Annotated in this window: 19 protein-coding genes; 5 read left to right on the top strand and 14 right to left on the bottom strand. The window is 58.1% G+C overall.

All coding sequences use genetic code 11. The features are described from left to right. Positions 1-47: 47 nt before the first annotated feature. A complete protein-coding gene (locus ACZ48V_RS02860) occupies positions 48-1,568 on the bottom strand; it encodes a calcineurin-like phosphoesterase C-terminal domain-containing protein (RefSeq protein WP_464541412.1) in 1,521 nt (506 codons plus the stop codon). Positions 1,569-1,908: 340 nt separating this feature from the next. Between ACZ48V_RS02860 and ACZ48V_RS02855 the strand changes: the two genes are divergently transcribed. Next, positions 1,909-2,196 carry an amphi-Trp domain-containing protein gene (locus ACZ48V_RS02855; protein ID WP_464541410.1) on the top strand — a complete coding sequence of 96 codons (288 nt, stop codon included), beginning with the start codon at positions 1,909-1,911 and terminating at the stop codon, positions 2,194-2,196. 194 nt (positions 2,197-2,390) lie between these two features. On the opposite strand, the gene ACZ48V_RS02850 is transcribed toward ACZ48V_RS02855, so the two are convergent. The 8 genes from ACZ48V_RS02850 to glpK form a co-directional block, all read right to left on the bottom strand. Beyond that, complete coding sequence (locus ACZ48V_RS02850) at positions 2,391-2,552, bottom strand: DUF1328 domain-containing protein (protein ID WP_464541408.1); 162 nt, start codon at positions 2,550-2,552, stop codon at positions 2,391-2,393. Positions 2,553-2,997: 445 nt separating this feature from the next. After that, a complete protein-coding gene (ptsP, locus tag ACZ48V_RS02845) occupies positions 2,998-5,568 on the bottom strand; it encodes a phosphoenolpyruvate--protein phosphotransferase (RefSeq protein WP_464543088.1) in 2,571 nt (856 codons plus the stop codon). Positions 5,569-5,645: 77 nt separating this feature from the next. Continuing rightward, positions 5,646-6,281, bottom strand: coding sequence for a dihydroxyacetone kinase subunit DhaL (gene dhaL / locus ACZ48V_RS02840; RefSeq protein WP_464541406.1), 636 nt, complete (start codon positions 6,279-6,281; stop codon positions 5,646-5,648). Between the two features lie 68 nt (positions 6,282-6,349). Continuing rightward, positions 6,350-7,351 carry a dihydroxyacetone kinase subunit DhaK gene (gene dhaK, locus ACZ48V_RS02835; RefSeq protein WP_464541404.1) on the bottom strand — a complete coding sequence of 334 codons (1,002 nt, stop codon included), beginning with the start codon at positions 7,349-7,351 and terminating at the stop codon, positions 6,350-6,352. 107 nt (positions 7,352-7,458) lie between these two features. Further along, the gene (locus ACZ48V_RS02830) at positions 7,459-8,517 is read right to left on the bottom strand and encodes a DUF7973 family transport facilitator (RefSeq protein WP_464541402.1); all 1,059 of its coding nucleotides are present in this window, start codon (positions 8,515-8,517) and stop codon (positions 7,459-7,461) included. A 216-nt stretch (positions 8,518-8,733) separates the two neighbouring features. Further along, complete coding sequence (locus tag ACZ48V_RS02825) at positions 8,734-9,897, bottom strand: porin (protein ID WP_464541400.1); 1,164 nt, start codon at positions 9,895-9,897, stop codon at positions 8,734-8,736. A 307-nt stretch (positions 9,898-10,204) separates the two neighbouring features. Continuing rightward, entirely contained in the window at positions 10,205-11,782 is a 1,578-nt protein-coding gene (locus ACZ48V_RS02820) for a glycerol-3-phosphate dehydrogenase/oxidase (RefSeq protein ID WP_464541398.1), read from the bottom strand. A gap of 71 nt (positions 11,783-11,853) precedes the next feature. Continuing rightward, a complete protein-coding gene (gene glpK, locus ACZ48V_RS02815) occupies positions 11,854-13,350 on the bottom strand; it encodes a glycerol kinase GlpK (RefSeq protein WP_464541396.1) in 1,497 nt (498 codons plus the stop codon). Positions 13,351-13,578: 228 nt separating this feature from the next. Here glpK and ACZ48V_RS02810 point away from each other — a divergent pair, with 228 nt between their 5' ends. Together ACZ48V_RS02810 and ACZ48V_RS02805 are read left to right on the top strand one after the other, a co-directional pair. Further along, positions 13,579-14,355: a DeoR/GlpR family DNA-binding transcription regulator gene (locus ACZ48V_RS02810; RefSeq protein ID WP_464541394.1), complete on the top strand. Its 777-nt coding sequence runs from the start codon at positions 13,579-13,581 to the stop codon at positions 14,353-14,355. Between the two features lie 608 nt (positions 14,356-14,963). After that, positions 14,964-15,851 carry a site-specific integrase gene (locus tag ACZ48V_RS02805; RefSeq protein ID WP_464541392.1) on the top strand — a complete coding sequence of 296 codons (888 nt, stop codon included), beginning with the start codon at positions 14,964-14,966 and terminating at the stop codon, positions 15,849-15,851. Positions 15,852-15,996: 145 nt separating this feature from the next. On the opposite strand, the gene ACZ48V_RS02800 is transcribed toward ACZ48V_RS02805, so the two are convergent. Next, positions 15,997-16,716, bottom strand: a complete 720-nt coding sequence (locus ACZ48V_RS02800; RefSeq protein ID WP_464541390.1) for an SDR family oxidoreductase — start codon at positions 16,714-16,716, stop codon at positions 15,997-15,999. A gap of 311 nt (positions 16,717-17,027) precedes the next feature. Continuing rightward, the gene (locus ACZ48V_RS02795; RefSeq protein WP_464541388.1) at positions 17,028-17,867 is read right to left on the bottom strand and encodes a hypothetical protein; all 840 of its coding nucleotides are present in this window, start codon (positions 17,865-17,867) and stop codon (positions 17,028-17,030) included. Between the two features lie 152 nt (positions 17,868-18,019). Here ACZ48V_RS02795 and ACZ48V_RS02790 point away from each other — a divergent pair, with 152 nt between their 5' ends. Continuing rightward, positions 18,020-18,817, top strand: coding sequence for a TrmH family RNA methyltransferase (locus tag ACZ48V_RS02790; protein ID WP_464541386.1), 798 nt, complete (start codon positions 18,020-18,022; stop codon positions 18,815-18,817). 57 nt (positions 18,818-18,874) lie between these two features. After that, positions 18,875-19,495: a class I SAM-dependent methyltransferase gene (locus ACZ48V_RS02785; RefSeq protein ID WP_464541384.1), complete on the top strand. Its 621-nt coding sequence runs from the start codon at positions 18,875-18,877 to the stop codon at positions 19,493-19,495. A 319-nt stretch (positions 19,496-19,814) separates the two neighbouring features. Here ACZ48V_RS02785 and ACZ48V_RS02780 read toward each other — a convergent pair whose 3' ends face one another. The 3 genes from ACZ48V_RS02780 to ACZ48V_RS02770 are packed head-to-tail and all read right to left on the bottom strand — an operon-like array spanning position 19,815 to position 24,389. Then, complete coding sequence (locus ACZ48V_RS02780) at positions 19,815-20,621, bottom strand: DUF547 domain-containing protein (RefSeq protein ID WP_464541382.1); 807 nt, start codon at positions 20,619-20,621, stop codon at positions 19,815-19,817. Positions 20,622-20,660: 39 nt separating this feature from the next. Continuing rightward, positions 20,661-20,969, bottom strand: coding sequence for a hypothetical protein (locus tag ACZ48V_RS02775; RefSeq protein ID WP_464541380.1), 309 nt, complete (start codon positions 20,967-20,969; stop codon positions 20,661-20,663). 12 nt (positions 20,970-20,981) lie between these two features. After that, a complete protein-coding gene (locus ACZ48V_RS02770) occupies positions 20,982-24,389 on the bottom strand; it encodes an efflux RND transporter permease subunit (protein ID WP_464541378.1) in 3,408 nt (1,135 codons plus the stop codon). Between the last annotated feature and the right edge of the window lie 36 nt (positions 24,390-24,425).

Below are 24,425 nucleotides of genomic sequence, written 5' to 3'. Positions count from 1 at the left end.
TATCTGTTTTGGCTACCTGTGCCCGGCAGTCTCCTTCACCGGGTTACTTACACCAGACCAATCGTCTCGGTGTAGGTGCGCCCAAAGCGGTCGGTTGCTTCAACCGTGACTTCAGCTGCATCGGGCGACGGTGTGGCAGCGAACAGATGGGCCGTCGGTGTAGGTGCAACCCATGTGCGCCGCTCAGGCTTGTCGTCGCCGCCATGTAGCTCTTCAGAGAGGGGGTCGGTGCCCACGTACGGCTCCATCTCGCCCTGCTCGTTGCCATCTTCATACCAGACGATAGACCACGCGTCGTCGGCGTCCCATACGTTGGCGATTACCTGATCGGGACGTTCCGGGTCGGCCCCCGGAGCGTACACACGCATCTGGTAATCAGCGTCATGCTGCGATGGCTGGTAGCGCCACGAAATATCGGTACCGTCGACCTCGTACACTGCGTATCCGTTGGGCGTGCCATCACGCGTAATCGGGCCGGTCCACCACGCCCCGCACACCGTGCCTACGATGTGCTCGTGGATGTTGGCATGGCGCCGGTGCTCGTTCTCATGCGTGTGTCCGGCGATAATGTGTGCCTCTGGAAACGGGTCCAGCATCTCGTAGAGCACAGATCGGTTGATCGTCATGCCACGCGGGGAGGGCCGTTCTTCACCTCGGCGATCGTACAGCGTGCCAAGCATTGGGATGTGGGCAAACACAACAACCGGTTGGTTTGTGTAGACCGTGGCGAGATCATTGGCCAGCCAGTAGAGTTGGCGGTCATCTATGTGGCCGAAGTAGGAGTCGGTATCACGCCCGAATCCGTCTTTGCCAGGCCAGTACGAGTTGTTGAGCACCACGTAGTGCACGTCGCCCCGGTCGAACGAGTAGTAGGCGGGGCCGAAGTGGTCGCGAAAGGTTTCGTAAGAGCCACGGTGGGCGGGACTATCGAAGTTCAGATCGTGGTTACCAACAACCTGAAAGAACGGAACGCCCATTCGATCTACCGCACGCTCGTATTCCGGGAAGAGCTCCAGGTTGTCGAACATCAAATCGCCGTTGCCGATGCCAAACACAGGTGCTCCATTCAGCCCTTGCACAGTGTTCTGTACCGCCGGGATCGTTTCGCCGTGGAAGCGCTCCATCTCGTACGCATCTTCGGTCTGCGGATCGGCCAGTACCAGAAAAGCATGGCGGGTGTCAGACGTAGGCAGCGGATCGAGTTCAAACGAAACAGACTGCTCAGGATCGTCGCTCAGCGGCTCAAAGAAGCGCGCAGTGCCTGTGCCTGTCTGCGGGATTGCGTATCCTGCAGGAACCGAGATATAGACGTATGGCTGGCGCCGGTCGGCTGGCAGCGTGAACTGCCCCTCCGCATCCGTCTGGACCACCGCGAGGCCGTCGGTCACCCGCACGTTTGGGAGCCCACTGCCGTTACTTGTAACGCGGCCCGCAACGCGTACGCCCGCCGTTCCTGCACCAGAGGCTGATTCGGCACACCCGGCAGATGCGATGCCAAGGCCCAGCGCCCCCCCGGCAAGTCCGGCGCGCTTCAGAAACGATCGGCGATCAAGAGTCGAATCGCTCATGGATAAGAGGAGTCAGGTCCGAAAGAAAGACGACGCATGTATCAATATGCACAAGCGCACGCTCAGGTGCATAATCAAGTTGTTAAAATCGCTCTACACGCTTTGCCATTGGGCTCCTGAAGAGAAGCGTGACATTGTATCTGGGACCATATGGGGCTATCTGATGAGGAGTTATGGATATCCCGCGATGCAGAAACGGCCTGTCCGTCCCGTTTGGAATCCCGATTTCATGCGTAGGACAGCGATATTCGCACTCCGCAGCGGATCCCGGCCATAGGATAGAAGGTTCACACAAACAAGTTACCCCCCTTTATCAACTATGCTATCATGAGGTGACCCTATGCCAGAAGAGGTTCTTTTTAAGTCAGAGCATGCATCTACCCGCTCGGAGGCAGCCGCTTACCTGCGCACCCTGGCCGATAAGCTCGAAGCCGATGGCCTCGTGCAGCTGTCTACAGGGGGCGACTCGTTCGACATGACCATTCCGGAGCGGTTTGAGTTTGAGGTCAAAGCCGAACGCGAAACGTCGAAATCCGGTGGCACCCCGGAGCTCAGCCTGGAGTTGGAGTTTGAGTGGAAGGAAGGGGCCGAACATGAAGAAGGCGCCGGCACGCTCGACATCGGCTGAGTGCCTCCCCACAACATACCCTGTAACGCATAGAGCCCGCAGCAGGCATTGAGCCACTGCGGGCTATTTCTTTTTGGCTTCTTTTTCGGTGGGCTATCCAGAAACGATTCATGCCAGCTCCGCACGCTACCTTTACTTACGGAGATGACGCACGGTAACAAAAATTATGCTGTGATTGGGGAGGGAGTGGCTCGTCAGACAGATCGCCGACCAAAGATGAACGAAACGACTGCGAGAACCAAAAAGACGATGACCAGGATCCAGGCTATGTCCATGGACAGGCCGGCAATACCGCCGAACCCGAGGACGCCGGCAACAATGGCGATGATGAGAAACAGCAAAGCAGCACGTAACATGGCAGGAGGAGGTTATAAGAAAAAGGTAACGGAAAGAGGAGCATCACGCGTTATCGCGTCTCACAGAGCATCATTAGAGAGCCCTAAGGCTTCTTTTATGTAAGTCAGAACTTAATTTCAAAGATACATATTTTTAAGCTGCTACACTTTTATAAGAAAGTTTCTTATTATATTATAAGTATACTAAAAAGTTCTGTTGGCACCAAGAAATAGAGACTATTGCTACAACGCATGTGACCCGGTACTGCGGAGAAAAGCCGGATATACATTTATTTCTATCTCTGAAACCCGACGCAAGACTCATTTCGCGTTTCATCTTGTGACAGCGGACTGTGAAGCGGTCCGACATCGCAAGAGATAAGAGTCCTCTGCCTGTGGCCGACAGCGGATCTGCCAGAAGGAGCATTACAACTGCTCTTTTTTACGGGATGCATACCGCGTGCTTCTACTGCTCATTTGATACGAACGCAACAGGTAGCACCTCGCGAGCAAGCGCACGCACCTCAGGCGCCCCATCTTGTACCAAGGCCCGTTTGGCGAGTGCGGTCACATCGCTTAGGCTCAGGGCACGTATGAGCGCCTTTGTAGCGGGTAGCGCCTCTGCATTCACACTCAGGTTCCGGATGCCGAGTCCAACGAGTACCGGAATGGCCTCCGGGTCGGCGGCGGCTTCGCCACACACGCTTACGGGACGGTCGCCGGCCGCCTCTACGACCTGGCGGATGAGCTGCAGCACCGGTGGATGGAGCGCATCTGAGAGCGCAGCGAGATCGGCATGTTCGCGGTCGGCAGCCATCACATACTGCACCAGATCGTTCGTGCCGATGCTAAAGAAGTCGACATGGGGGGCCAGCTGGGCAACAGCCACCGCACTTGCAGGCGTTTCGACCATGATACCAACAGGTATGTTGGCCGCATACAGCGTGCCCACGTGGTTGAGCGCTGCACGCACGGACTGCAGCAAGCTGCGCGTCTTCCGTATCTCGCTTAGCGTAGCTACCATGGGAAGCATGAGCCGCAAGTTATGCGACGCGCTCGCACGGAGCACCGCGCGCAGCTGCGTCCGAAATAGATCGGGGTGGCGCAGGAGCACGCGAATGCCGCGCATCCCCAGAAACGGATTCGATTCATCTGGGAAGGAGAGGTAGGGAAGCGGCTTGTCGCCTCCGGCATCGAGGGCACGCACGGTAACCGGCGCCTTTTTGAACGGCGCCGCAACTTTTTTCAGGGCCTCCACCTGCTCCTCTTCAGAGGGCGGCTCGGGCGTGTCTCCGAACAAGAATTCGGTACGGAGCAGGCCCACGCCTTCAGCACCGCGCTCGGCGGCTGTTTCCGCCTCGCTGGGATGGCTGATGTTGGCAGATACTGTTACGACGGTGCCATCTGTGGTTGTTGCCGGGTCGTGCGCCTCAGCCAGATAGGCCGCCGCGCGCTCATCGGCCTGGCGTCGTTTCGACTCAAGCTGCTCCACGCGCTTCGGCGGCGGGTCTACCCATACGTGACCGGTGCCGCCGTCAAGCCCCAGCAGGGTGTCATTGTCGACGTGCTGCAACGCAGCGCCTACCCCAAACACCGAAGGGATACCGCGCCCACGCAGCAGGATCGCGTTGTGCCCGGTTGGGTTTCCGCTGGTGCATATCACTCCGCGTACCTGTTCAGGATTGAGGTGCGGCACGACAGACGGGGGGAGGTCGTCGGCAACAAGTATGAGTGGTCGGTCGGGCAGCGATACCACATCGGTCGCATCGTCAAGCAGTTCGAGTACGACCCGCCGGCCCACATCGCGCACGTCGTTGGCACGTGCCTGCATGTAGGCATCGCCGAGCGAGGCATACTCCTGGGCGAGCGCTTCGGTGGCTCGTGCCCAGGCAAGCGGCGCCGGTTCGTGCGACTCGGTGATGCGTGTGTGGGCGGTATCGAGCAAGGCAACGTCTTCAAGCAGCAAGGCCTGCGCCTCCAGAATGCCCTGTACGTTGCGCGTACCCCGGCGGGCTTGCATGCGCAGATCGCGCTGCACCAGCTTCAGCGCGTTCTGCAGCGCGGTCCACTCTGCTTCGGGCGCCCCATCTTGCGTGGTAGGCAGGTCGGGCAGGGCAGTGTGAAGCCGTGCCGCCGGTGCGACCGCCGTACCTGCATGCACAGGGAGACCCGCCACGGCACCGTCATCCGGCAACGTGGGCCGATCCGCAGGGGCTTCGTGCTGCGGCGCGGCCGCACCTGATTCCGTGGCGGGCGTATCGTCGTCAAAACCGTGTGTGATGAGATCGTTCAGGGCTTGCAGTGCTTCTTCGGCATCGGGGCCACGCGCCGTAATCTGCAGGCGGTTGCCACGGCGCGCCCCCAGCGTTGAGACCGATGAGATGCTTGTTGCCGAGACCGGCGCTTGGTCGTCTTCCAGCCGTTTGACTGTAACGACCGCGCTGAACTGACTCGCCGTGCGTACCAACTGGGCAGCCGGACGCGCATGCAGTCCATGAAGGTTTGTGAGCTCCACTTCGGTTGTGTGCTCGGGCGCATCGTCGTACGGATCGCCCGTGGCGGTATCCTCGCTGGCGGCGGGCGGTGCACCGGGCGCGCTGCCCCCTTCAGTGTCGGGCGCATCGTCAGAGTCGCCAACATGCTGCTGCTTTTGCGCAAGCGCCTGCCGCGCCTCACGGGCTACATCGTCAACCGAGTTTCCCATGCTGGCCTGAATGGCTGCAGCCAGGGCCCCCTCTACGAACGGCGCCGAAATCAGTCGCGTACGGCCCCGCAGGTCGTCAGGGAGCAGTTCAAGCGCCATGTCGGTGCTAAGCAGTGCACTCCCCATATCGCCCAGGACCAACACTCCGTCGCCTGTGTCGACCGACGCGATGGCTTGCATGATGTCGGTAGCGTCGGTGCCGAAGGCATCGCGGTTTTCTCCGGTGCCCGCGGCGATGGCAATGGCGACCTCATCGGTAGCCATTTCACGGATCAGAGGAACAAGAGCTTCGGCTAACGGGCGACTGTGTGATACGAGGACCAGGCTTACCATAGGAGGAGAACGGGGCGTATCCGAAAGTACATAATGAGGAAAGCGAGCGACACCGCTACTCGCGATGAAGAAGCGGATCAGGCAACGTCGGTCCATGCTTCTGAGGCTGCTGCAACCAGGTAGTAGGTCGACGTGGCCCCGGGGTCTTGGTGTCCTTTGCTGCGCTCCCCCAGGTAGCTCGCGCGTCCTTTTCGCGCTTCAAGAGGGATGGTTGCTTCCATACCCGCCTGTGCAGCGTCTGCGGCCTGCGTTATGGCTTCGGCGAGCGGCGTGTCAGCTTCGGCGGCTGATTCGAGTGTTTTGACAGCTGGCAGGAGCGCGTCGACCATTGTTTTGTCGTTGGGTTCGGCTTTTCCCCGCCGCTGCACGCCTTCAAGCCCGGCCCGAAACATAGCCGCAACGGCGTCAACGCCCAACTCTTCGTATCCCTTTGCTGCTTTTCCGGCGTCCATAAAGAACGTACCGTAGAGCGGTCCGCTGGCCCCCCCTGTTTTGGAGATGAGAGCCATCGCCACTGTACGGAAGACCGCACTGGCATCCCCGTTGGCGTCGTCGATCTGCTCAACGGCATGAGCAAGCCCGCGGTTTAGATTCTGCCCGTGGTCGCCATCGCCGATGGCTGAGTCGAGTTTAGTAAGGTACTGGCGCTGTTCAGATACACGCTCAGCAAAGGCGCGCACCCAGGCGCGCAGGTCGTTCGCCGTAAGAGACATAGGAAGGACAGCTGTTACACAACAGAAGGATACGAAGCAGGTGAACGCCATAGGCGGGCGAGGCGTGCCTACATGCCCCAGCGCAGACCCGGCGTGCAGACGGGAGCATCCCAGAGGTCGAGGATCTCCTCGTCGGCCCGCATCATGGTAATCGAGAGACCGGCCATTTCAAGGCTTGTGATGTAAGGCCCAACCAGGTTGCGCGCAACGGTGAGGCCGTGTGCTTCAGCGATCTCGGCTGCTTTACGGTACGCCAGATATACCTCAATGAGCGGCGTGCCCCCCATGCTATTCACAAACAGAATGACGTCGTCGCCCTTCTTGAAAGGAAGATCGCTCAGGATCGGCTCCATGAGGCGCTCAACGACCTCGTCGGCTGGCTCAATGTCCAGGCGTTTGCGCCCGGGCTCACCGTGAATACCAATCCCAATCTCCATTTCATCTTCGCCGAGGTCAAACGTTGGCTCCCCTGCTGTGGGTACGGTACAGGAGGTAAGCGCCATACCCATGCTACGGACTTCATCGTTGCAGTGGATGCACAGGTCCTCGACATCGTCGAGCGAGTAGCCGTCTTCGGCGGCGGCTCCGCATACCTTCTCGATGAGCACCGTTCCCCCCACGCCACGGCGTCCGGCGGTATAGGTGCTGTCTTCGACGGCCACGTCATCGTTGATCACGACGCTGCGTACGTCAATGCCGCTGTCTTCGGCCATCTCTTCGGCCATCTCGAAGTTCATCACATCGCCCGTGTAGTTTTTGACGATGTGCAGCACGCCTGCACCGGCATCGATGGCTTCGGTAGCGGCCTGCATCTGGTCAGGGGTAGGGCTGGTGAACACCTCACCGGGACACGCCCCATCGAGCATGCCGTGTCCGACAAAGCCGTTATGCATGGGTTCATGGCCGCTTCCCCCTCCGGACAGAAGGCCGACCTTCCCTTCGGGCACGCCGCCGGCGCGCATTACGTAGGTGGGGTCGAAGTGGACCTCAATCATATCGGGATGCGCCGCAGCCATCCCTTCAAGTGATTCACGAACAACGTCTTCGGGGTTGTTGATGAGCTTTTTCATAGCTGGTAGTTGGACTCGTTTGACAGGGAATGACTACGGATAAACAGCACCGCCACAGGCCCCTTCGAAGGAGCCTGTGGCGACTACTGGGCGGTAAGCGGGCGTGATTAGACGGTGCCCGGTACCCATACGCCTGTGCTGAAGGCACCGGCGAAGTAGAGCACTGCGATTAGGAGCGTGCCGAACACGATAGCCGCTGCAGGCGGATCCACGTGTGTATCGCCCTGCGCATAGAAGATGCGCTGGAAGAATTCACCGAACACAGCGCAGATCAGGCCGAACACGGACCCAACCACGAGCCCCATGAAGACGGTGCCATCAGCGAGATCGCCGAGCATACCGGCACTTTCAATCGGCGAACCGACTGTCGCCATGTATGCCAGCGCCGCTGTGCTTGCAGGCAGCGTAATGTGGTGTGTTACCGGAAAGTTGGCTACGCCCAGGTTCAGGAAAAACAGGCTGGCTGCGCTAATGCCGAATGCCAGGAACGGACTCCCCGTCGCAATCGCGATGAACGCTCCCAGGATACCCGCGATAAGACCGAGGAAGGCGACTGACCCCCAGGTGTACTGATGCGGAAGCCATGGCTCCACAGTGAAACGATCGGTTGCTTTTTTTACGTGGTCGTCAACCGTCCCCTCAGCGCTTGGCTTTTTCTCTTCGCGCTCAAAGGGCGTCATGTCGAGTACGCCGTTGCCGTGTACTTTACCGATGACACTGTACCCTAAGAATACCCGGTGCAGCAGTGCAGAGAGCACAACAGCAATCGCGATCGGATCCCACGGAAGGGCAAACCCGGCTGATACGGCTGTAATGACGAGTCCGAGGATTCCAAAGAGCCCTCCAACAACAAGCACATCGACTTTTGTGCCGAAGGCGTAGGTGATGTTTTTCGCTTCGTGGAAGTCGAATCCGGTATCCATGTAGCCTTGCTTTGCGGCATAGGCTGCAGCTGCAGCACCACCGGCAAAGGAAATATGCGGGCCAAAGACCGCGCCGAAGGCAATCTCGCCTGTCACGCCGCCGAGTCCGCCCGCTTCACCAGCGATAACCATGAACCCGGTAAAGATAAACGCAGGGAGTGCTCCGATAGACGCGCCGAAGGCCCCTCCGGCAAATGCCGCAAGGAGAAGATAAATCCAGCTTACTTCAAGTAATGCTTCCATAATAGTATTAGGTCGGATAACGGTGGATAGAGCGGGGGTAGCAGACCGATTCGCGAAAATCACAGTGCGCAAAAAGCTCTGCCGTACAACTGATGTGCTGCGAGAGAGCCGGAGCGGGCTGTCCCGTGCTTCGACTTCTGAAGCACGGTTGAGAGCGTGTTATCCGGCACCATCCCTCTCCGCCTCTCGCAACAACACATTACAGCGCTGGGAACGTTAGAACGTAAGCTGAGCACCCAGGATAAAGGCGTTGTAAGCAGGCTGTCCGTCATCATTAGAAGTCTGGAAGTCCTGGAACTCGGCCATCAGCGTAAGCTGGTCGGTTGCCATGTAGCGCGCAAAGCCCATGAGCAACTGATTGGTGTTCTCGGGAGAGATACCCAGTTCATCTTGTGAGCCTTCTCCATAGCTGGCTCCGAGAATGAAGCCTCCAAAGTCGTAGGCTCCTTCTACGTACCACTGCGTGCCGTCAACATTGGCCTGTGCGAGGCCACTGGGGCTGTCGATCGCAAGGCCGATGAGTCCGTCAGACCCAATGCCTTCCGTCTCAGAATACGCGCCGCTCAGCTGAAATCCTGAAGCATTGAGACGTGCGCCAACATCCCATCCGGTGATGTCATAGTCGTCCCCCCGCACAATTCCCACGTTCTGATAGAGGCCGCCAACCCACAGGTCAAGCGTGCCTCCGTCGAACCCAATCAGATAGTTAAGCTGCGACTCAACGCGGGGCGTGGTCGTCTCGAGTTCGTTTGTTGCCCCGCCGGGCTTCTCCGGATTGATGAGCCCGAGCTTAAACGTGAATCCGCTGAGGTCGGGGGTGGTGTACATCACGCGCGGATTGAAATTTGCGTATGTGTACCCCGTGCCAATGCGCCCAAGGGTAGCGTCGGCAGCATCGGGGCCGCCAAAGCGTCCTATGCCCATGGCACTTCCCATGTCAGCAATAGCGCTCCCGCCGAAGATGCCAAAGCCTTTTCCGACGTTGAACGTCCCGAAGTCGCCCGCGATGATAATATCAGCGACGCGGCCTTCAAACAGGCCGGCGTTCTGGACACTGGGGCCCTGCAGGTGGTGGTTAATCTGAAACTGCCCCGACACGGTGACACCGTTTTGCTCGGGCGCCGTTACCGTGAAGGTGATGTTGCCTGGATTGAAACCAGACATGACGCGGGTGGAGAACTGATCGTCCCCATCGGCACCAAAGTTTTCGTGGTTCGATGCATTCAAAAAGACTGGAATAGCGCCGGTTACGTCGAAGCTCCAGTCGTCGATGTCAGGAGATACCTGTGCTTGCGCCGGTGTGGCTGTAAGCGACACACCTACCAGGAGCATAAGCCCGAGCATCGCGTGCAGATAAAAATAAGGTTTAGTCGCATTCATGGCATTTACAAACAGATTGTGTATGAACGTAGTGGAGTCTCTCAGCCTCGTCTATCCGGACTCATATAAGCGGGTATTCGCGCGTCAAGCCGGGGCTACAGATTGTCTGAGGACTGCTCGGTTTGAGCTTGTTCGAGAAAAAGGCCACTAAAACTCTCGCAATCTCTGTCGCTGCGCGAGTCTGCCTATTTTGTCGTGCACATGTTTTGTTGTGCCAGAAAGGTCAGGCAAGAACACCCGTCGAGCCCCCAACCTGTATCGGGGGCTCGTGCGGATGGAGCGAACGCGCGTCCGCCAAGGCTCCTGATCAGGATGTTGGCATCAGGTAATTGCGTGCAACCTCGGTGAACGCCTCAACCTGTTCATCTTGCCAGGCCTGGTCGTGTCCCATTTCTTCGGCCATGTGCGCAGCCACCTGGGGCGCAATGTCGATGGAGGCCTGTGCATCTAACAGGAGGGAGCGCGTACGACGCGCCAGCACATCTTCGAGGGTGCGTGCCATTTCATGGCGGGTGCCCCACACAACCTGCACCGGCCGCACGGGCAGGCGCTCATCGTAGGCTTCTCCCCACTCGGGGTTATCGCGCGTGAGGCGCTGGAGTGCGGGAGCATCGGAGCCGTACTTCGAGAGGTCGCCAAACTTCTCGGCGTGCTCATGCCACCCATGAATGTGCAGGTTGGCCGTTACCGACGGTTTTTCTTCTACGTTTGCCAGCGTCGCGGCCTGGTCGATCGTGTCTTCGGCCATCTTGCGATAAGTGGTCCACTTGCCTCCGGAAATGGTAACGAGCCCATTATTGGAGATGTGAAGCACATGATCGCGTGAGATCTCAGAGGTGTCGGCATCGCCTCCTTTCGAGGGATCGGTGACCAGCGGTCGAATCCCTGCGAACACGCTAAGGACATCGTCGGGCGTGGGGTCTTTGACGAGATACCGCCCCGTGTGCTCGACCAAGAACTTGAGCTCTTTCTCCATTGGTACCGGTTCCATAGACGGCCCATCGACTTCTTCGTCGGTGGTGCCTACAACAACCCGGTCGTTCCACGGAATGGCGAAGAGCACGCGTCCGTCATCGGTTTTGGGGACCATGATAGCCGTATCGCCCGGCAAGAACTCGCGGGGCAGCACGATATGCGTGCCCTGGCTGGGGCGGAGCGTATCGTGGGCATCGGGGTCATCCATTTTTCGGATGCTGTCGGTAAAGATCCCCGTTGCGTTGATCACAGCTCGGGCTTTCAGGTCGAGCGTCGTGCCCGACTCCTGGCACTCGGCCTGCACGCCATTGACGTACCCGTCGTCGGCTTTGTGGAGGCCGGTTACCTTCATGTAGTTGAGCGCTACACCGCCCTGCTCCACGAAGGTCTGTGCCATATTCACCGCGAGGCGGGCATCGTCGAACTGCCCATCGTAGTAGATGACGCCCCCACGCAAGCCTTCGGGCTCGATTGTAGGCAGGTGTTCGAGCGTATCCGAAAGGCTGAGCTGCTTCGATCGTCCGAAGTTCTGCCGTCCGGCCAGCATGTCGTAGACTTTCATCCCGATGCCGTAGAACGGCCCTTCCCACCAGTCGTAGTTTGGCACGACAAAAGCCAGGTTGTGCACCAAGTGGGGCGCGTTTTTCTGGAGCAGGCCGCGCTCTTTGAGTGCTTCAAGCACCAGCGAGATGTTGCCCTGCTGCAGGTAGCGCACCCCGCCGTGCACGAGCTTTGTCGACTTACTCGACGTAGCCTTTGCAAAGTCGTGCTGCTCGAGCAGGAGCGTGTCGTATCCGCGTGAGGCGGCCTCGATACCTACCCCCAACCCGGTGGCTCCTCCACCGATGATGATGAAGTCCCACAACCCATCGTGAGCTTCTAATGCTTCAATTCCAGCGTCGCGTTGCATAATAGCGTGGCGTTTAAAAGTGAACGGAAAAGCGAAGGGGAAAACGAGGCCGCCAGAGCGCGGCACGCGGTTTATTCTTCTTTAGCCCAGTTCATAGACCGCTTGACAGCGCGTCCCCACTGCTTCATTTTGCGTTCGGCTTCGGAACGCTCCATGTCGGGCTCGAAGCGTGCATCGACTTTCCACTGCTTGGAGATGTCTTCCACGCTTTTGTAGAAGCCCACAGCGAGTCCGGCCAGGTAGGCAGCGCCGAGTGCCGTTGTTTCAGTGACTTCCGGGCGCACTACCGGGACGCCAAGCAGGTTTGCCTGCATCTGCATCAGCAGGTCGTTAGCCGTAGCGCCGCCATCTACCCGAAGCTCTTTCAGGGGGATGCCGGAGTCGGCTTCCTGAGCGCGGATTACGTCGACCGACTGCATGGCGATGCTTTCGAGCGCGGCGCGAGCGATGTGTGATTCGTTGGTGCCGCGCGTGATGCCTACGATCGTGCCTCGTGCGTACTGATCCCAGTGCGGGGCCCCGAGTCCGGCAAACGCAGGAACGAGGTAGACGCCGTCGGTTGAGTCAACCTTCTGAGCGAGATATTCGACGTCTTCGGCCGATCGGATCATGCGCATCTCGTCGCGCAGCCACTGCACGACCGCGCCGGCGATAAAGATACTGCCTTCAAGCGCATACTGCGTGGGCTCGTCGCCAAGCTTCCAGGCAATCGTTGTGAGCAGGTCGTTTTCTGACTTCACTGGCGTACTGCCCGTGTTCATCAGCATGAAGGCCCCGGTGCCATAGGTATTTTTACCCATGCCTTCTTGGGTACAGACCTGGCCGAAGAGCGCGCTCTGCTGGTCGCCTGCAATACCGGCAATAGGAACAGGCGTGCTGAAGATGTCGCCAGCCGTTTCTCCGTAGACTTCGCTTGAGGGACGCACGTCGGGAAGCACCGAACGGGGCACATCCAGAATATCGAGAAGCTCGTCATCCCATTTCTCTTCGCGGATGTTGTACATGAGCGTGCGAGATGCATTACTCACGTCGGTAATGTGCAGCTCGCCGTTGGTGAGCTTCCAGACCAGCCATGAGTCGACCGTCCCAAACGCGAGATGCCCGGCTTCTGCTTTTTCGCGAGCGCCTTCTACATTCTCAAGGATCCAGCGGACTTTCGTACCCGAGAAGTAGGAGTCGATAACCAGTCCGGTCTTCTCCTGGAAAAGATCGACATGACCTGCTTCTTTGAGCGAGTCGCAGAACTCGGCGGTACGGCGATCTTGCCACACAATGGCGTTGTAGATCGGCTCGCCAGTACGGCGATCCCACACGACGGTTGTTTCGCGCTGGTTTGTGATGCCGATACCCGCAATCTCTCGGGAGCTGGCCCCGACCTTACTGATCGCTTCCGCCGCTACACCGGCCTGCGTAGACCAGATTTCTCGGGGGTCGTGCTCCACCCAGCCAGGCTTGGGATAGAACTGCTGAAACTCGTTCTGGGCAATCGTCTCAATGAGCCCTTCTTCGTTGAAGATGATGGCACGCGAGCTGGTTGTGCCTTGATCGAGTGCAAGAATATATGACATCGCAGCTACGGGGATTGGTTAAGATCATTACCTTTCGTTTTCTTTCGAACCGATCACAGAATAGGTAGTGGAAGCGCTTCTGTCAACACTTTATTAACATTAGAATGTTATTTTTGTGTAACGAGGTTGCGTTGGATCTTCGATGGGTCCGAATTATAGGCACTACTTGGGCAGCCGCTAATTGGTGGTTGCTGTCGTTATGTTGCGTTCAATAGCTTGATATGTCGTATGTCCGATAAGTCTCGGGGGCCCGCTGAGCGGGAAGTGCTAATCTTGGAGCGCCTTAAGGAGCACGGATATGTAAACGTATCTGACTTGAGCGAGTGGCTGGACGTATCTGAGGTTACGATTCGAAAGGATCTGCAAAAACTCGAAGGCCGAAACTTACTTCATCGGACGTACGGTGGGGCAAATTTGCGCGACCCGTATGTTCGTGATCGTCCTCTGGATGAGAAAGTTACCCAGCATGCAGAAGAGAAACGCCGCATTGGGGAAGCTGCCGCCCAGTTGGTCGCCGACCGCGACTCGATCATTCTTGCTTCAGGTACGACGATGACGCAGGTGGCACGCCACCTGAGTGGTAAATCAGAGCTTACCGTGGTTACGAGCGCAATGAACGTGGCTCTTGAGGTAGCCCATCTCGAAGATGTGGAAGTGCTTATGCTCGGCGGAATGGTGCGCCGTACCTCCAAATCAGTTGTAGGGCCTTACGCGCAAGAGATGATCCGCGAGTATGCCTGCGACAAGCTTTTTCTTGGGGTCGATGGCTTCGATCTGGAGCATGGCCTTTCGACAGCCAATGCCCCCGAGGCTCACCTGAACCAGTTCATGATCCGCGCCGCGCAGCGCGTGATTATCGTAACCGACTCTAGCAAATTTGGCCGCCGTAGCCTGCGACGCATCTGCGGCATCGACGCCGTTCACCGTGTGATTACCGATAAAGCCGTTGACAACTGCGTCGTCTCTTATCTCGAAGAGCAGGGCGTTTACGTTGATGCTGTATAGCATCCGCATCCCCAACATGCCCCTATCAGCTTACCTAACTCGCCTAAGTGGCAGACTGAGCTGCGCATTTCTCTTCTTTTGGGTACGGCATCATAAAAATGTAGTGAATACAAGTCGGATCGCTGGGTACGCATCGCGGAGTAACCACCTTCTCTTTGACTTTAAACACTATGATCCTGTACTATGGTGGATACGTAAACTTTAAGGTAATATTGCCCACATTAGTACTTGAAGAGGCGTCTTGCTTTTCAAAGCATGATGCCAGCCATCCACTGTACGGAGTCTGACAACGTCTTACAGCCAGAAGGTTGGTCACAGAGGGGTTGTTTCATTTTTCGGTAGCGGTTCAATATTAAGTGATTGACATGTGGTTTACATCATCGCAACCTGCTCAAACCCCCTCTGTCTGCCGACATCTCCCCCTTGGAAAAGGGGGAGAAACCCGTAGGGAGAGGGGGTTCAAAAAAGACAAAGCCGTGATGGCCAATCGCCTTATCATTTAGCGTCTATCCACTACCCATTTTTCTACCGTGCAGGCGTGCAGTACGGATGCCAGAACGTATACGGAGTATAGCCTGCCACCTATTTTTGCCGCCCAACGGATCGTCATGAGTCGACCTTCTCTCTCTGCTTCTCCATCCACCCCAACTAAAGCGGTTGTTCGACAGCCGAACGAACGTTCTACTTCTCTCCCCGACGTGCAGCGGGCCCCCGACACCCAGGCGCTGGCTTCTCCCGATACGGCGCTGCGCTACCTCAACCGGGTGCCCGGACTGAGCGGCCGAAAGCGTACGCTGTACGGCACCTGGATCCACGGGTACCTGAGTTACCTGAAACGGGAACGGCTCGGAACGCCCCGAGCCGCGTACATGAAGCGTTTTCTGTCGAAGGTGCGCGACAGCCACTCGTCTGACGAAAGCATCTACCAGAGCGCGGCTGAGGCTCTGGTATTCTACCATGAGCGCCTGCTCCGCCAGACGGTCTGTGATGATGGCTACCGGCTCGCCACACTCACGGAGAAGGAAAAGCGCAAAATCATTGCACGCATTCAGGGGCCTGAGAAGGTGCTTGCGCTTGTCGTATGTTACACTGAACTGAACCTGAAAGAGGCTCTTCGTCTGCGCGTGGGCGATATAGAAGTTGAAAAGCGCAGCATCCTGGTATCGAGCTCCAGCGGCACCACCGACCGCGCCATCTCTTTCCCCGCATCTATTCAAGATGCACTTCGCAAGCAGCTCAAGCACGTTCGGCGCCTGCACGATCATGACCTTGAAGCCGGATACGGAACGGTAGACCTGCCCAACGAAGTCGCCCGCCAGTTTCCGTGGGCGTCAAAACAATTTGTCTGGCAGTACCTGTTCCCAAGCGAAAAGCGCACGCTCGACATCCGCGCAGGAACGAAGCGGCGTTACCCGATGACGCCCAAGCGCCTGTTCAACGCTATTGAGGCATCGGATGCGCCACTCACGCAGTCTTTTGATGCTGTGAAAGGGTAAAAGCTGCCTAACAGGCTGCCCAACAAGGCTTGCTCAACAGACTGGATGTGTCCTACAGCGTTGTGGATCTTGCTCGGGACACCTGCAGCCGCCTTAGCCATTCATTGCTTTTTTGAGTTGCTTTTGAGCATCCCTTCTCGTGTGCTTACCCTCGCGGACGAAGCGGGCGCAGCACAACTTCTGAGATAAGATGGTTCTCCGGAGCTTGTACAACATGCATTACGGTTGCAGCTACGTCCTCGGCACGCAGCGGGTTGTCGGTCATGTCAACACCCGCCCGATCGAAAAACTCAGTCTCAATAGAGCCCGGATACAGGCAGGAAACGCGAATTCCGGCATCGCGCACCTCTTTCATAAGCGCCTGGCTGAATCCGCGCACGCCAAATTTGGTGGCATTGTACGCTGAAATGTTCGGATTGCCAATGAGCCCGGCGATCGAAGCAACGTTCACGATGTGTCCGCCAAACCCAGTTTCTTCGTTCTGCGCACGCATGATGGGCACCGCCGTGCGCGTGCAGATGTACAGGCCGCGGAGATTTGTGTCGTGCTGCACATCCCAGTCGTCGACCGGCATCTCGTCGACGGGTCCAAAGCGCCCCAGTCCCGCATTATTCACTAGGATGTCGAGGCGCCCAGCATCTGCCTTGATCTGTTCAAAGACCGCTTCAACAGCCTCCTGGTCGCGTACGTCGGCTGGACACGGCACAAACGCAGCGCCGTACGCATCGCGCAGAGCCTGCAGGCGATCTTCGCTGCGTGCAAGGCCATACACCGTGGCTCCGGCTTCAATAAGCTGTTCAGAGATCTCCTGTCCAAGCCCGCTACTGGCTCCGGTAACGAGGGCTACACGATCGGTAAGCGTCATAAACGGTAAGCGTAATGTGCATAAATACAAAATAAGTGATGCGCAGCGCATACGAAGTATATGCTTCGCAGATCGCTGCGCATCACAAAAATGGAGTAACGGCTTATGCGTTAAGGCCGCCGTTTAGAGCCTGTTTTGATTTCTTAATTTGGGCTCCGAGCGGCGGCGCTGGACTGGGGCCGAAGGTCATGCCCCTGGTGCAAATTGCCCCCAATGTCGGCCCGTAGCCCCGGCTACGAACCGCCATCGGGGTCCAATTTTCGCCTCAGCGGCGCTCGCTCTCGCCTACAAACCACAACCCAAACAAGCTCTTAGTCGTTTACAGTCAGGCTTTTAACTTCTACACGCATCCCGGTGTCCCCATCCATCATAGCTTCCATCTGGGCCAACTGGTCGCCCATCTGCTCCTCCATCATGCGACGTTGCTCTGGGGGCATCTGCTCCATCTGCTGGCGAAACTGCTCGCGGGCCTGTTCCATCTGCTGGCGCTGCTCCGGAGGCATCTGATCCATCAGATCGTTCTTCATCTCGGTGATGAACGGGTAGGTGAGTCCGTCGACCGTGCGGTAATCGCTGAAGTCGACCTGGAAGGTAACCGGCCCGTCAAGCTGAAACGGAGCGCCTCGCATCTCTTCTTCGGGCATGCGCGCCATAAACACAAACCGGGCGGGCATCAGGTCGCTGGTACGGACGAAGAGACGCATAGACTCAAGGGCCTCAAAGTCTTGCGCATCAAGATCGGCAAATGCACTGAAGGCCTCGGTATCTGCAATGTGAAGCACGTGTGCCTGGTCTCCGTTGATCGATTCAACACCTTCATACTCGGCAGCCTCTTTCAGTGCTTGAATGTACGACACGTCCAGAAAGCCCACCATGGGCATCTCGTCAGCGCTCGCTCCATCGCCCGACCCGACCTCCCGAAACACGAACCGTCCGTCGACCTCCTGGCGCTCGTAGCGGTTCGTATCGTACTGCGTTTCTACGGTGAAGGATGTCACGTTCTGCGCCATTGCCTGGTGGGCGGCATCCATCTGGTCGATAATGTCGGCAGCCGACTGGGCAGCGACGGGTGTGCTCGACAGGCCGCCGAGAGCTATGGCCAAGAGGCCAATCCATATGTATTGTAGCGGGGCACGAAATAACGTAGTCATCGTGTAGAGGTATGATATGGTAGGGGATGCGAACGGATTGCGTTAAACCACACGTATTATACGAACAAGTGCGGACATATCGTACCGAGGAGACGTTGCAAATCCATGATGAGCCGCGTTTCCCTCTGATTCCCCGCTTTGAACGTCTCCATATGCCTGAGTCTACCCCGTCTGATGCGCAAAAAGCTATGTATCGGCTGATCGGGCCCGACGCTTCGCCCGACCACCCGCCTCGGCCCGGCGATCCACTGGCTCCCCTCAAGGTCGGCAACCGCGCCCTGTCTCCCGAGCGTGTTATCGAGCTGCTCACGCCCTTCATGAGCGATAACCGCCTACAGGGTATTCGTAATGTAGTAGCCGGACGCACGCGCACAGTGGTGCCGGTTATTGAGGGCATCGTAAACACCGGAAACGTAAGCGCTGTAATGCGATCGACCGAAGCGATGGGCTACCAGGACCTGCACGTCATTGCCACAGATGGGCGCTATAAGCATTCGGAGCGTACGGCGAAAGGAGCACAGCGCTGGCTCGACGTGCACCAGTGGGAGGACTCTGTGCCCTGCGTGGAGCACCTGCAAGACCGCGGCTACCGCGTGGCCGCCATGTACCTCGACGACAAGGCTGTGCCCATCGAATCTATCGACTTTACCACGCCTACCGCGCTGGTCTTCGGCAATGAACGCGACGGCGTCTCCGACAAACTGCGTGCAGCCGCCGACCTGTCGTGCATCATCCCGATGAGCGGATTCACCGAGAGCTTTAACATATCGGTGGCGGCCGCTATTGGGCTGTACCATGCACGACGGCATCGCATTGAGCGGCAGGGGCACCACGCTGATCTTTCAAAGGCCGAGCAGACCCGCCTGGTGGCGCGCCTGTGCATGCGGAGCGTTACGAAGGCAGAGTCGGTGCTGAAACGCGTGCTCAACGAGCGCAGCGACGTTTGCTGATGCACCAGAAAGTGCTTCGGCTACCACGTGACTTTCTCCTTATCTATCTTTGCTTGTATGGATCCTTCTTTCTGGAACAGCCGGTTTGACCGTGATCACTTCGTGTACGGCGCATCGCCGAACGCCTTTATTGCCGCCCAGATAGCGCACCTCCCCAAAGACGGCACGGTGCTCGACTTGGCCGGGGGCGAGGGGCGCAACGCAGTTCATCTGGCCCGTGAGGGCTACGACGTGACGCTACTCGACTACTCAGAGGTCGCGCTCAAGAAAGCTGCGGCCTGGGCCGCGCGTGAAGGCGTTGCACTCAGAACGCAACACGCAGACCTCACAACCTGGACGCCCGAACGCACCTACGACGCTGTGGTCGCTACGTTTGTGCATCTACCCGTGCAGTGGCAGCCGCAATTGTATGAAACGATGCAGGCCGCCCTTGCCCCCGGCGGCACGCTCATCGCAGAATGGTTCCGTCCGGAGCAGCGCACCGACGGCTACACCAGTGGCGGTCCGCCCAACGCCGACATGATGGTGACAGAAGACGAGCTGCGCGGCGCATTTCCACACGAAGGCATCGAGCTGCTTTCGGCGCCAATTGTCTCGCTCGACGAAGGCCCGGGCCATAGCGGACCCGCAGCGGTGGTGCGCCTGATCTGGACCCGGCCTCCTGAGAACCTGTGTTGATTTTTGGTAGCGGTTCAATAGTAAGTGATTGTCGTCTGGGCTACATCGTTGTGGTCCACTCCCCCTCTGTCTACCGAGCTTCACCGCAGGTGTGATCTTCTGGACATCTCCATCCTGGAAAAGGGGGAGAAACCCGACACGAGCCCGTAGGGCGACTGATGGAGCGAAGCGAAAATAAAGGAGAGGGGGTTCGAACAGGACGAAGCTACGGGGCCAATTGTCTTATCACTTAGCGTCTGCCCACTACCTAACTTTTTACTTTGGGCGCCGAGCGGCTTCCCTGAGGCGTAGATGCATCTTGATTCTGCTTCGGTGGCCGTCAGTTCAAGCGTTGCGCGTTGAGTGTCCAATCGTACGAGCGGTACGTCACCACATACGCCTCGGCCCGTAGCTGCTCGGCCGCGGCTTCGTCGCCGATATAGGCTGCAATGAACTGCTGGATCTCGGCATCGGAGCCTCCAAACTCATCACGGTACCACTCAAAGATCGATGAGAGGCGTGCGATTTCCTGGGGCCGGAGCAGAGCATTCTGCATCGGGTTCTGGACGAACCGGTGCGCCTGCGCTTCGAGCTGTGCATGCAGCTCGCTACCCGTGTACGCTTCCTGCCGCAACGGCGGACAGCTTACCGCAGCGCACACCAGGGCCATGTGGTAGCGGGGATCGTCGCGAAAGAGCGGGCGGATGCGCGTATACTGGATCGCATCCAGCGAAAGGGTGTCGCCCGCTACCACGCCTACCGGTCTCTCGAAAGGCCCCAGCGCCTCAGATCCCTCCTGCTGAATCTCCCAAACGGAGTTCACCGGGTAGTGGCGTGCAATGAGCGACAGGGTGAGTACGTTGTAGGCATTGAGCCAGAACGCACGCTGCGCATTAACATCGAGTGTATCAGGACGCGCCCCGGCAAGCGCCTCAACGTGCGGCGCCAGCGCATCGTCGTAGTCCGCATGCAGGGTCTCGTAATCGACGAAGCCGTCTGCATCCACATATGTCGCAAAGAGCGCGTCGAGTGACGGCGACGGCTGTGTCTGTGCCTGAGTGGAAAGGGCAAGCCCAGAAGCCATCAGCAGCGCGATAAGTAGCGAGAGGCGGCGCGTGGACACGAGTCTACGGAGGTATCCGTTCATAGGCTGGGGAGTTGTTCGTACACCAGCATGCGACGCAGGTTACACCGCGCGCTCCACATCCATTTGGAACGCGCGGATGGGATGGGCGGGGTCGTGGGTTGCATTGAAACCCGCAATCGCTTCCATGAATGCCTCAGCTTCCTGGTCGCTAACAAACGCCCACGTAAGCGTGGAGTAAGCCGAGCGGCTGGGGCGCCCAAACCATCCGATGTCGGATGTTGATGCAGCGTTTTCGTGATAGTGTCCTTGAATATCAATTTCGCTGAACACCCGGATTGCGTGCTCTTTGTAGAGCTCGTGCAGGGTGTCGCGGTTCGAGTCGATACTCATTACAGCTACAAGCTTCATGCCTTCAGTAACTTAGTGAGGGGATGCCGACGACGAGTCGTTGTCCGTATCGGGGTTATCGGATGCAGCGGGCGGGGCGTCCGATGCAGCGTCGCTCTCTGCAGACACATCGGCACCCGGTTCGCCTGTGCCCGGTTCGCCTGTATCCGGCACTTCAGGCGCATCCATCGCAGTACGGCCACCCTCTTCGGGAGATTTGCGGCGCTCCAGCATGTAATATATGAGCGGAACGATGAGTAGCGTGAGCGCGGTGGACGCCACCACCCCGCCAATCAGGGATATGGCCAGCCCCTGAAATACCGGATCGAGGATAATCACAAACGCCCCGATAGCGACCGTTCCGGCTGTGAGTAGAATGGGCCGTGTGCGTACGGCTCCTGCCTCGATAATGGCCTGTTTAAGCGGGATGCCATCGTCAAGCCGAATATCAATAAAGTCGATGAGCAGCACCGAGTTACGCACCATAATCCCCGCCAGTGCAATGAAGCCAATCATGGAGGTCGCCGTGAAGAACGCGCCCATGACCCAGTGCCCGACAACCACGCCGATGAGCGAAAGCGGGATAGCAACCATCATGACGATCGGTGCCGTAAGCGCTTGAAACCAGCCAACGATTAGCATATAAATGATGACCAGTACGACTGCGAAGGCAATCCCCAGATCACGAAACACCTTGTAGGTAATCGCCCACTCGCCATCCCATTTCAAGAAGTACTCGTCGTCTACCGTGGGTGGCCCGGTGTAGAGCGTAGCCAGTTCGTACCCGGTGGGCATGTCGACCTCGTTGAGCCGGTCTTCGACATCGAGCATGGAATAGACGGGACTCTCCACCTCGCCGGCTACATCGGCTGTCACGTAGATTACGCGCTGCTGGTTTTTGCGATTGATGGACTTGCGTCTGGTTGTTTCAACTACCTCAACCAGGTCGCCCACAGGAACGACTGTGCCAGCCTGGGTTTGCACGGGCATGGTTCCCAACGCATCCAGGTTTGAGCGATCGGCCTCGTGGAGGCGCAGCTCAATGCCTACCAGGTCGCGCGCGCCCTCCACACGGAGCGTCGACACATCGGCTCCCCCAAGTCCCATACGCATGGCTTCGGCGATTCGCTGCGCTGAAACGCCCATCTGCATGGCCTTCTCTTTGTCGATGCTAAACATATAGCGCGTCTGGTCGGCTTCTACCGTCCAGTCGACATCGACCACCTCGTCGGTCGCGGCGAACAGGTCTTTGACCTGATCAGCGATAGCACGCTGCTCGTCTGCATCGGGACCGTAGATTTCGGCTACGAGCGTAGCCATTACAGGCGGCCCCGGAGGCACCTCGGCTACCTTGATTGTAGCGCCGTGTCGTGCGCCAATCTCCTGCAGGGCCGGGCGCATCGATTTAGCGATAGGGTGGCTCTGCGTGCTTCTTTCTGACTTAGAGCGCAGGTTGACCTGAATATCGGCCTGATGCGGGGCCGAGCGCATGTCGTATTGCCGTACCAGTCCGTTCAGATTGATCGGCGATGCCTCGGCAACGAAGGTCTGGTAATCCACCACCTCAGGCTGCTGAGCAAGGTAGAGCCCCAACTCGCGTGTCACGGCAGCTGTGCGCTCCAGCGGCGTACCTTCGGGCATGTCGATAACGACCTGAAACTCGTCTTTGTCGTCATACGGCAGCATTTTTACCGTTACGGCCTGAAAGTAGAACAGCGATAGCGAAGCCAACAGCAGCACTGTGGTGCCACCGATAAAACTCCATCCCAGCGTGCGGTTTTCGAGGAGCGGACGAATAGCCGCTTCGTACCAGCGGTAGATGGTCGTATCTTCGAGGCTGTACTCGGGCGTGTCTTCGGTAGCCGGGGTGGTGTCGAGCAGCCGGTATGCCAGATATGGTGTGATGGTGAGCCCTACAAAGAGCGAGAACAACGCAGCCACCGAAGCACCGATAGGCATTGGACTCATATAGGGCCCCATCAACCCCGACACAAAGGCCATGGGAAGCACAGCAGCGATCACCGTGAAGGTAGCCAGAATCGTCGGGTTGCCGACCTCGTTGATAGCAGCCAGCGCAGCCTGAGCAAATGGGAGACGGCGCATCTTAAAGTGGCGCTCCATATTCTCCGCTACGATGATCGAGTCATCAACCACGATCCCGGTCACAAAGATGAGCGCAAACAGCGTAATCCGGTTGAGAGTGTACCCGAACATGTAGTACACGAAGAGCGTGAGCGCAAAGCTAATAGGCACAGACAGAAATACGACCAGTCCGCCCCGCCACCCCATCGACAGCCCTACGACGACCGTTACCGTAAGGATAGCAATGATCAAGTGTAGGAAAAGCTCGCTGACCTTGTCGGAGGCCGACTCGCCATAGTTTCGGGTCGTGCTCACCGTCACATCGGCAGGAAGCAGCGTAGGACGCGTCTGTTCGAGCGTTTGGATAACATTCTCTGCTACGGACATCGCGTCGGCACCGCCCCGTTTGGCTACAGCGAGCGTTACCGCCGGGTATGCAGCCAGGGCTTCTGCCCTTGCGTCTTCATCAGAGGCCCCCTGTTCGTCAGACGCTCCTGGGAGGTGATGTACGCCATATCCAAACTGAACGTACCGCTCGGTTTCGCTTGGTCCGTCGGTAATAGTTGCAACGTCGCTCAAATAGACGGGGGCCCCGTCGTGCACACCAACCACGAGATTGCGCACGTCCTCGGCATGTTCGAGGAAGGGGCCTGTTTCCACAAGATACGCTGCATCCCCCGCCCGAAACGACCCCGCCTCTACCTGCTGATTCGCTGCCTGCATCTGTTGTGCAATAGCCGGCAGGTCGAGTCCGTAGGCCGTAAGGCGGCTTGGGTCGGTGTGCACCTGCACCGTACGCGACCGCCCGCCGATCACGTCGATCGCAGCCACGCCGTCAGACCGTTTGAGCACCGTGGCCAGTTCGTTCCCCATCTGGCGCAAGTCATAATCGTCGTAGGTGTCGCTGTGTAGCGTAAGAGCCAGGATGGGTACGTCGTCCACATCACGCGTTTTGATGAGTGGCATCGATGCTCCGGGCGGCATCTGCTCCATTCGCTTCAGAATCTGCTCGTACAGCTTCACGAGGCTCCGCGGGATGTCTTCACCGACGTAATAGCGTACGCTCACCGACGCCTGCCCCGCCATCGCGGTTGAATAGATGTACTCAACGCCTTCGATATTGCTAAGCAGATGCTCCAGCGGCTCGATGATGCGGCTTTCTACCTCCTCAGGCGTCGCACCCGGCTGCTCCACAAAGATATCAACCATCGGGACCTCGATCTGCGGGTCCTCTTCCTTGGGCGTAAGCCAGATGCTGTAGATGCCGATGCCGAGAAACGCAGCCATCAACAGCGGGGTGATCTTCGAATTGATAAACGGCTGAGCAAGACGTCCGGCAAAGCCTGATGGAGTAGCCATAACAGTAGAGGGAAAGGCGGTGCGTGAGCGGGTAAG

It is taken from the genome of Longimonas haloalkaliphila, from assembly GCF_055379825.1.
The sequence above is the reverse complement of the archived record's forward strand: the minus strand, read 5'-3'. Positions and strand labels throughout refer to the sequence as shown.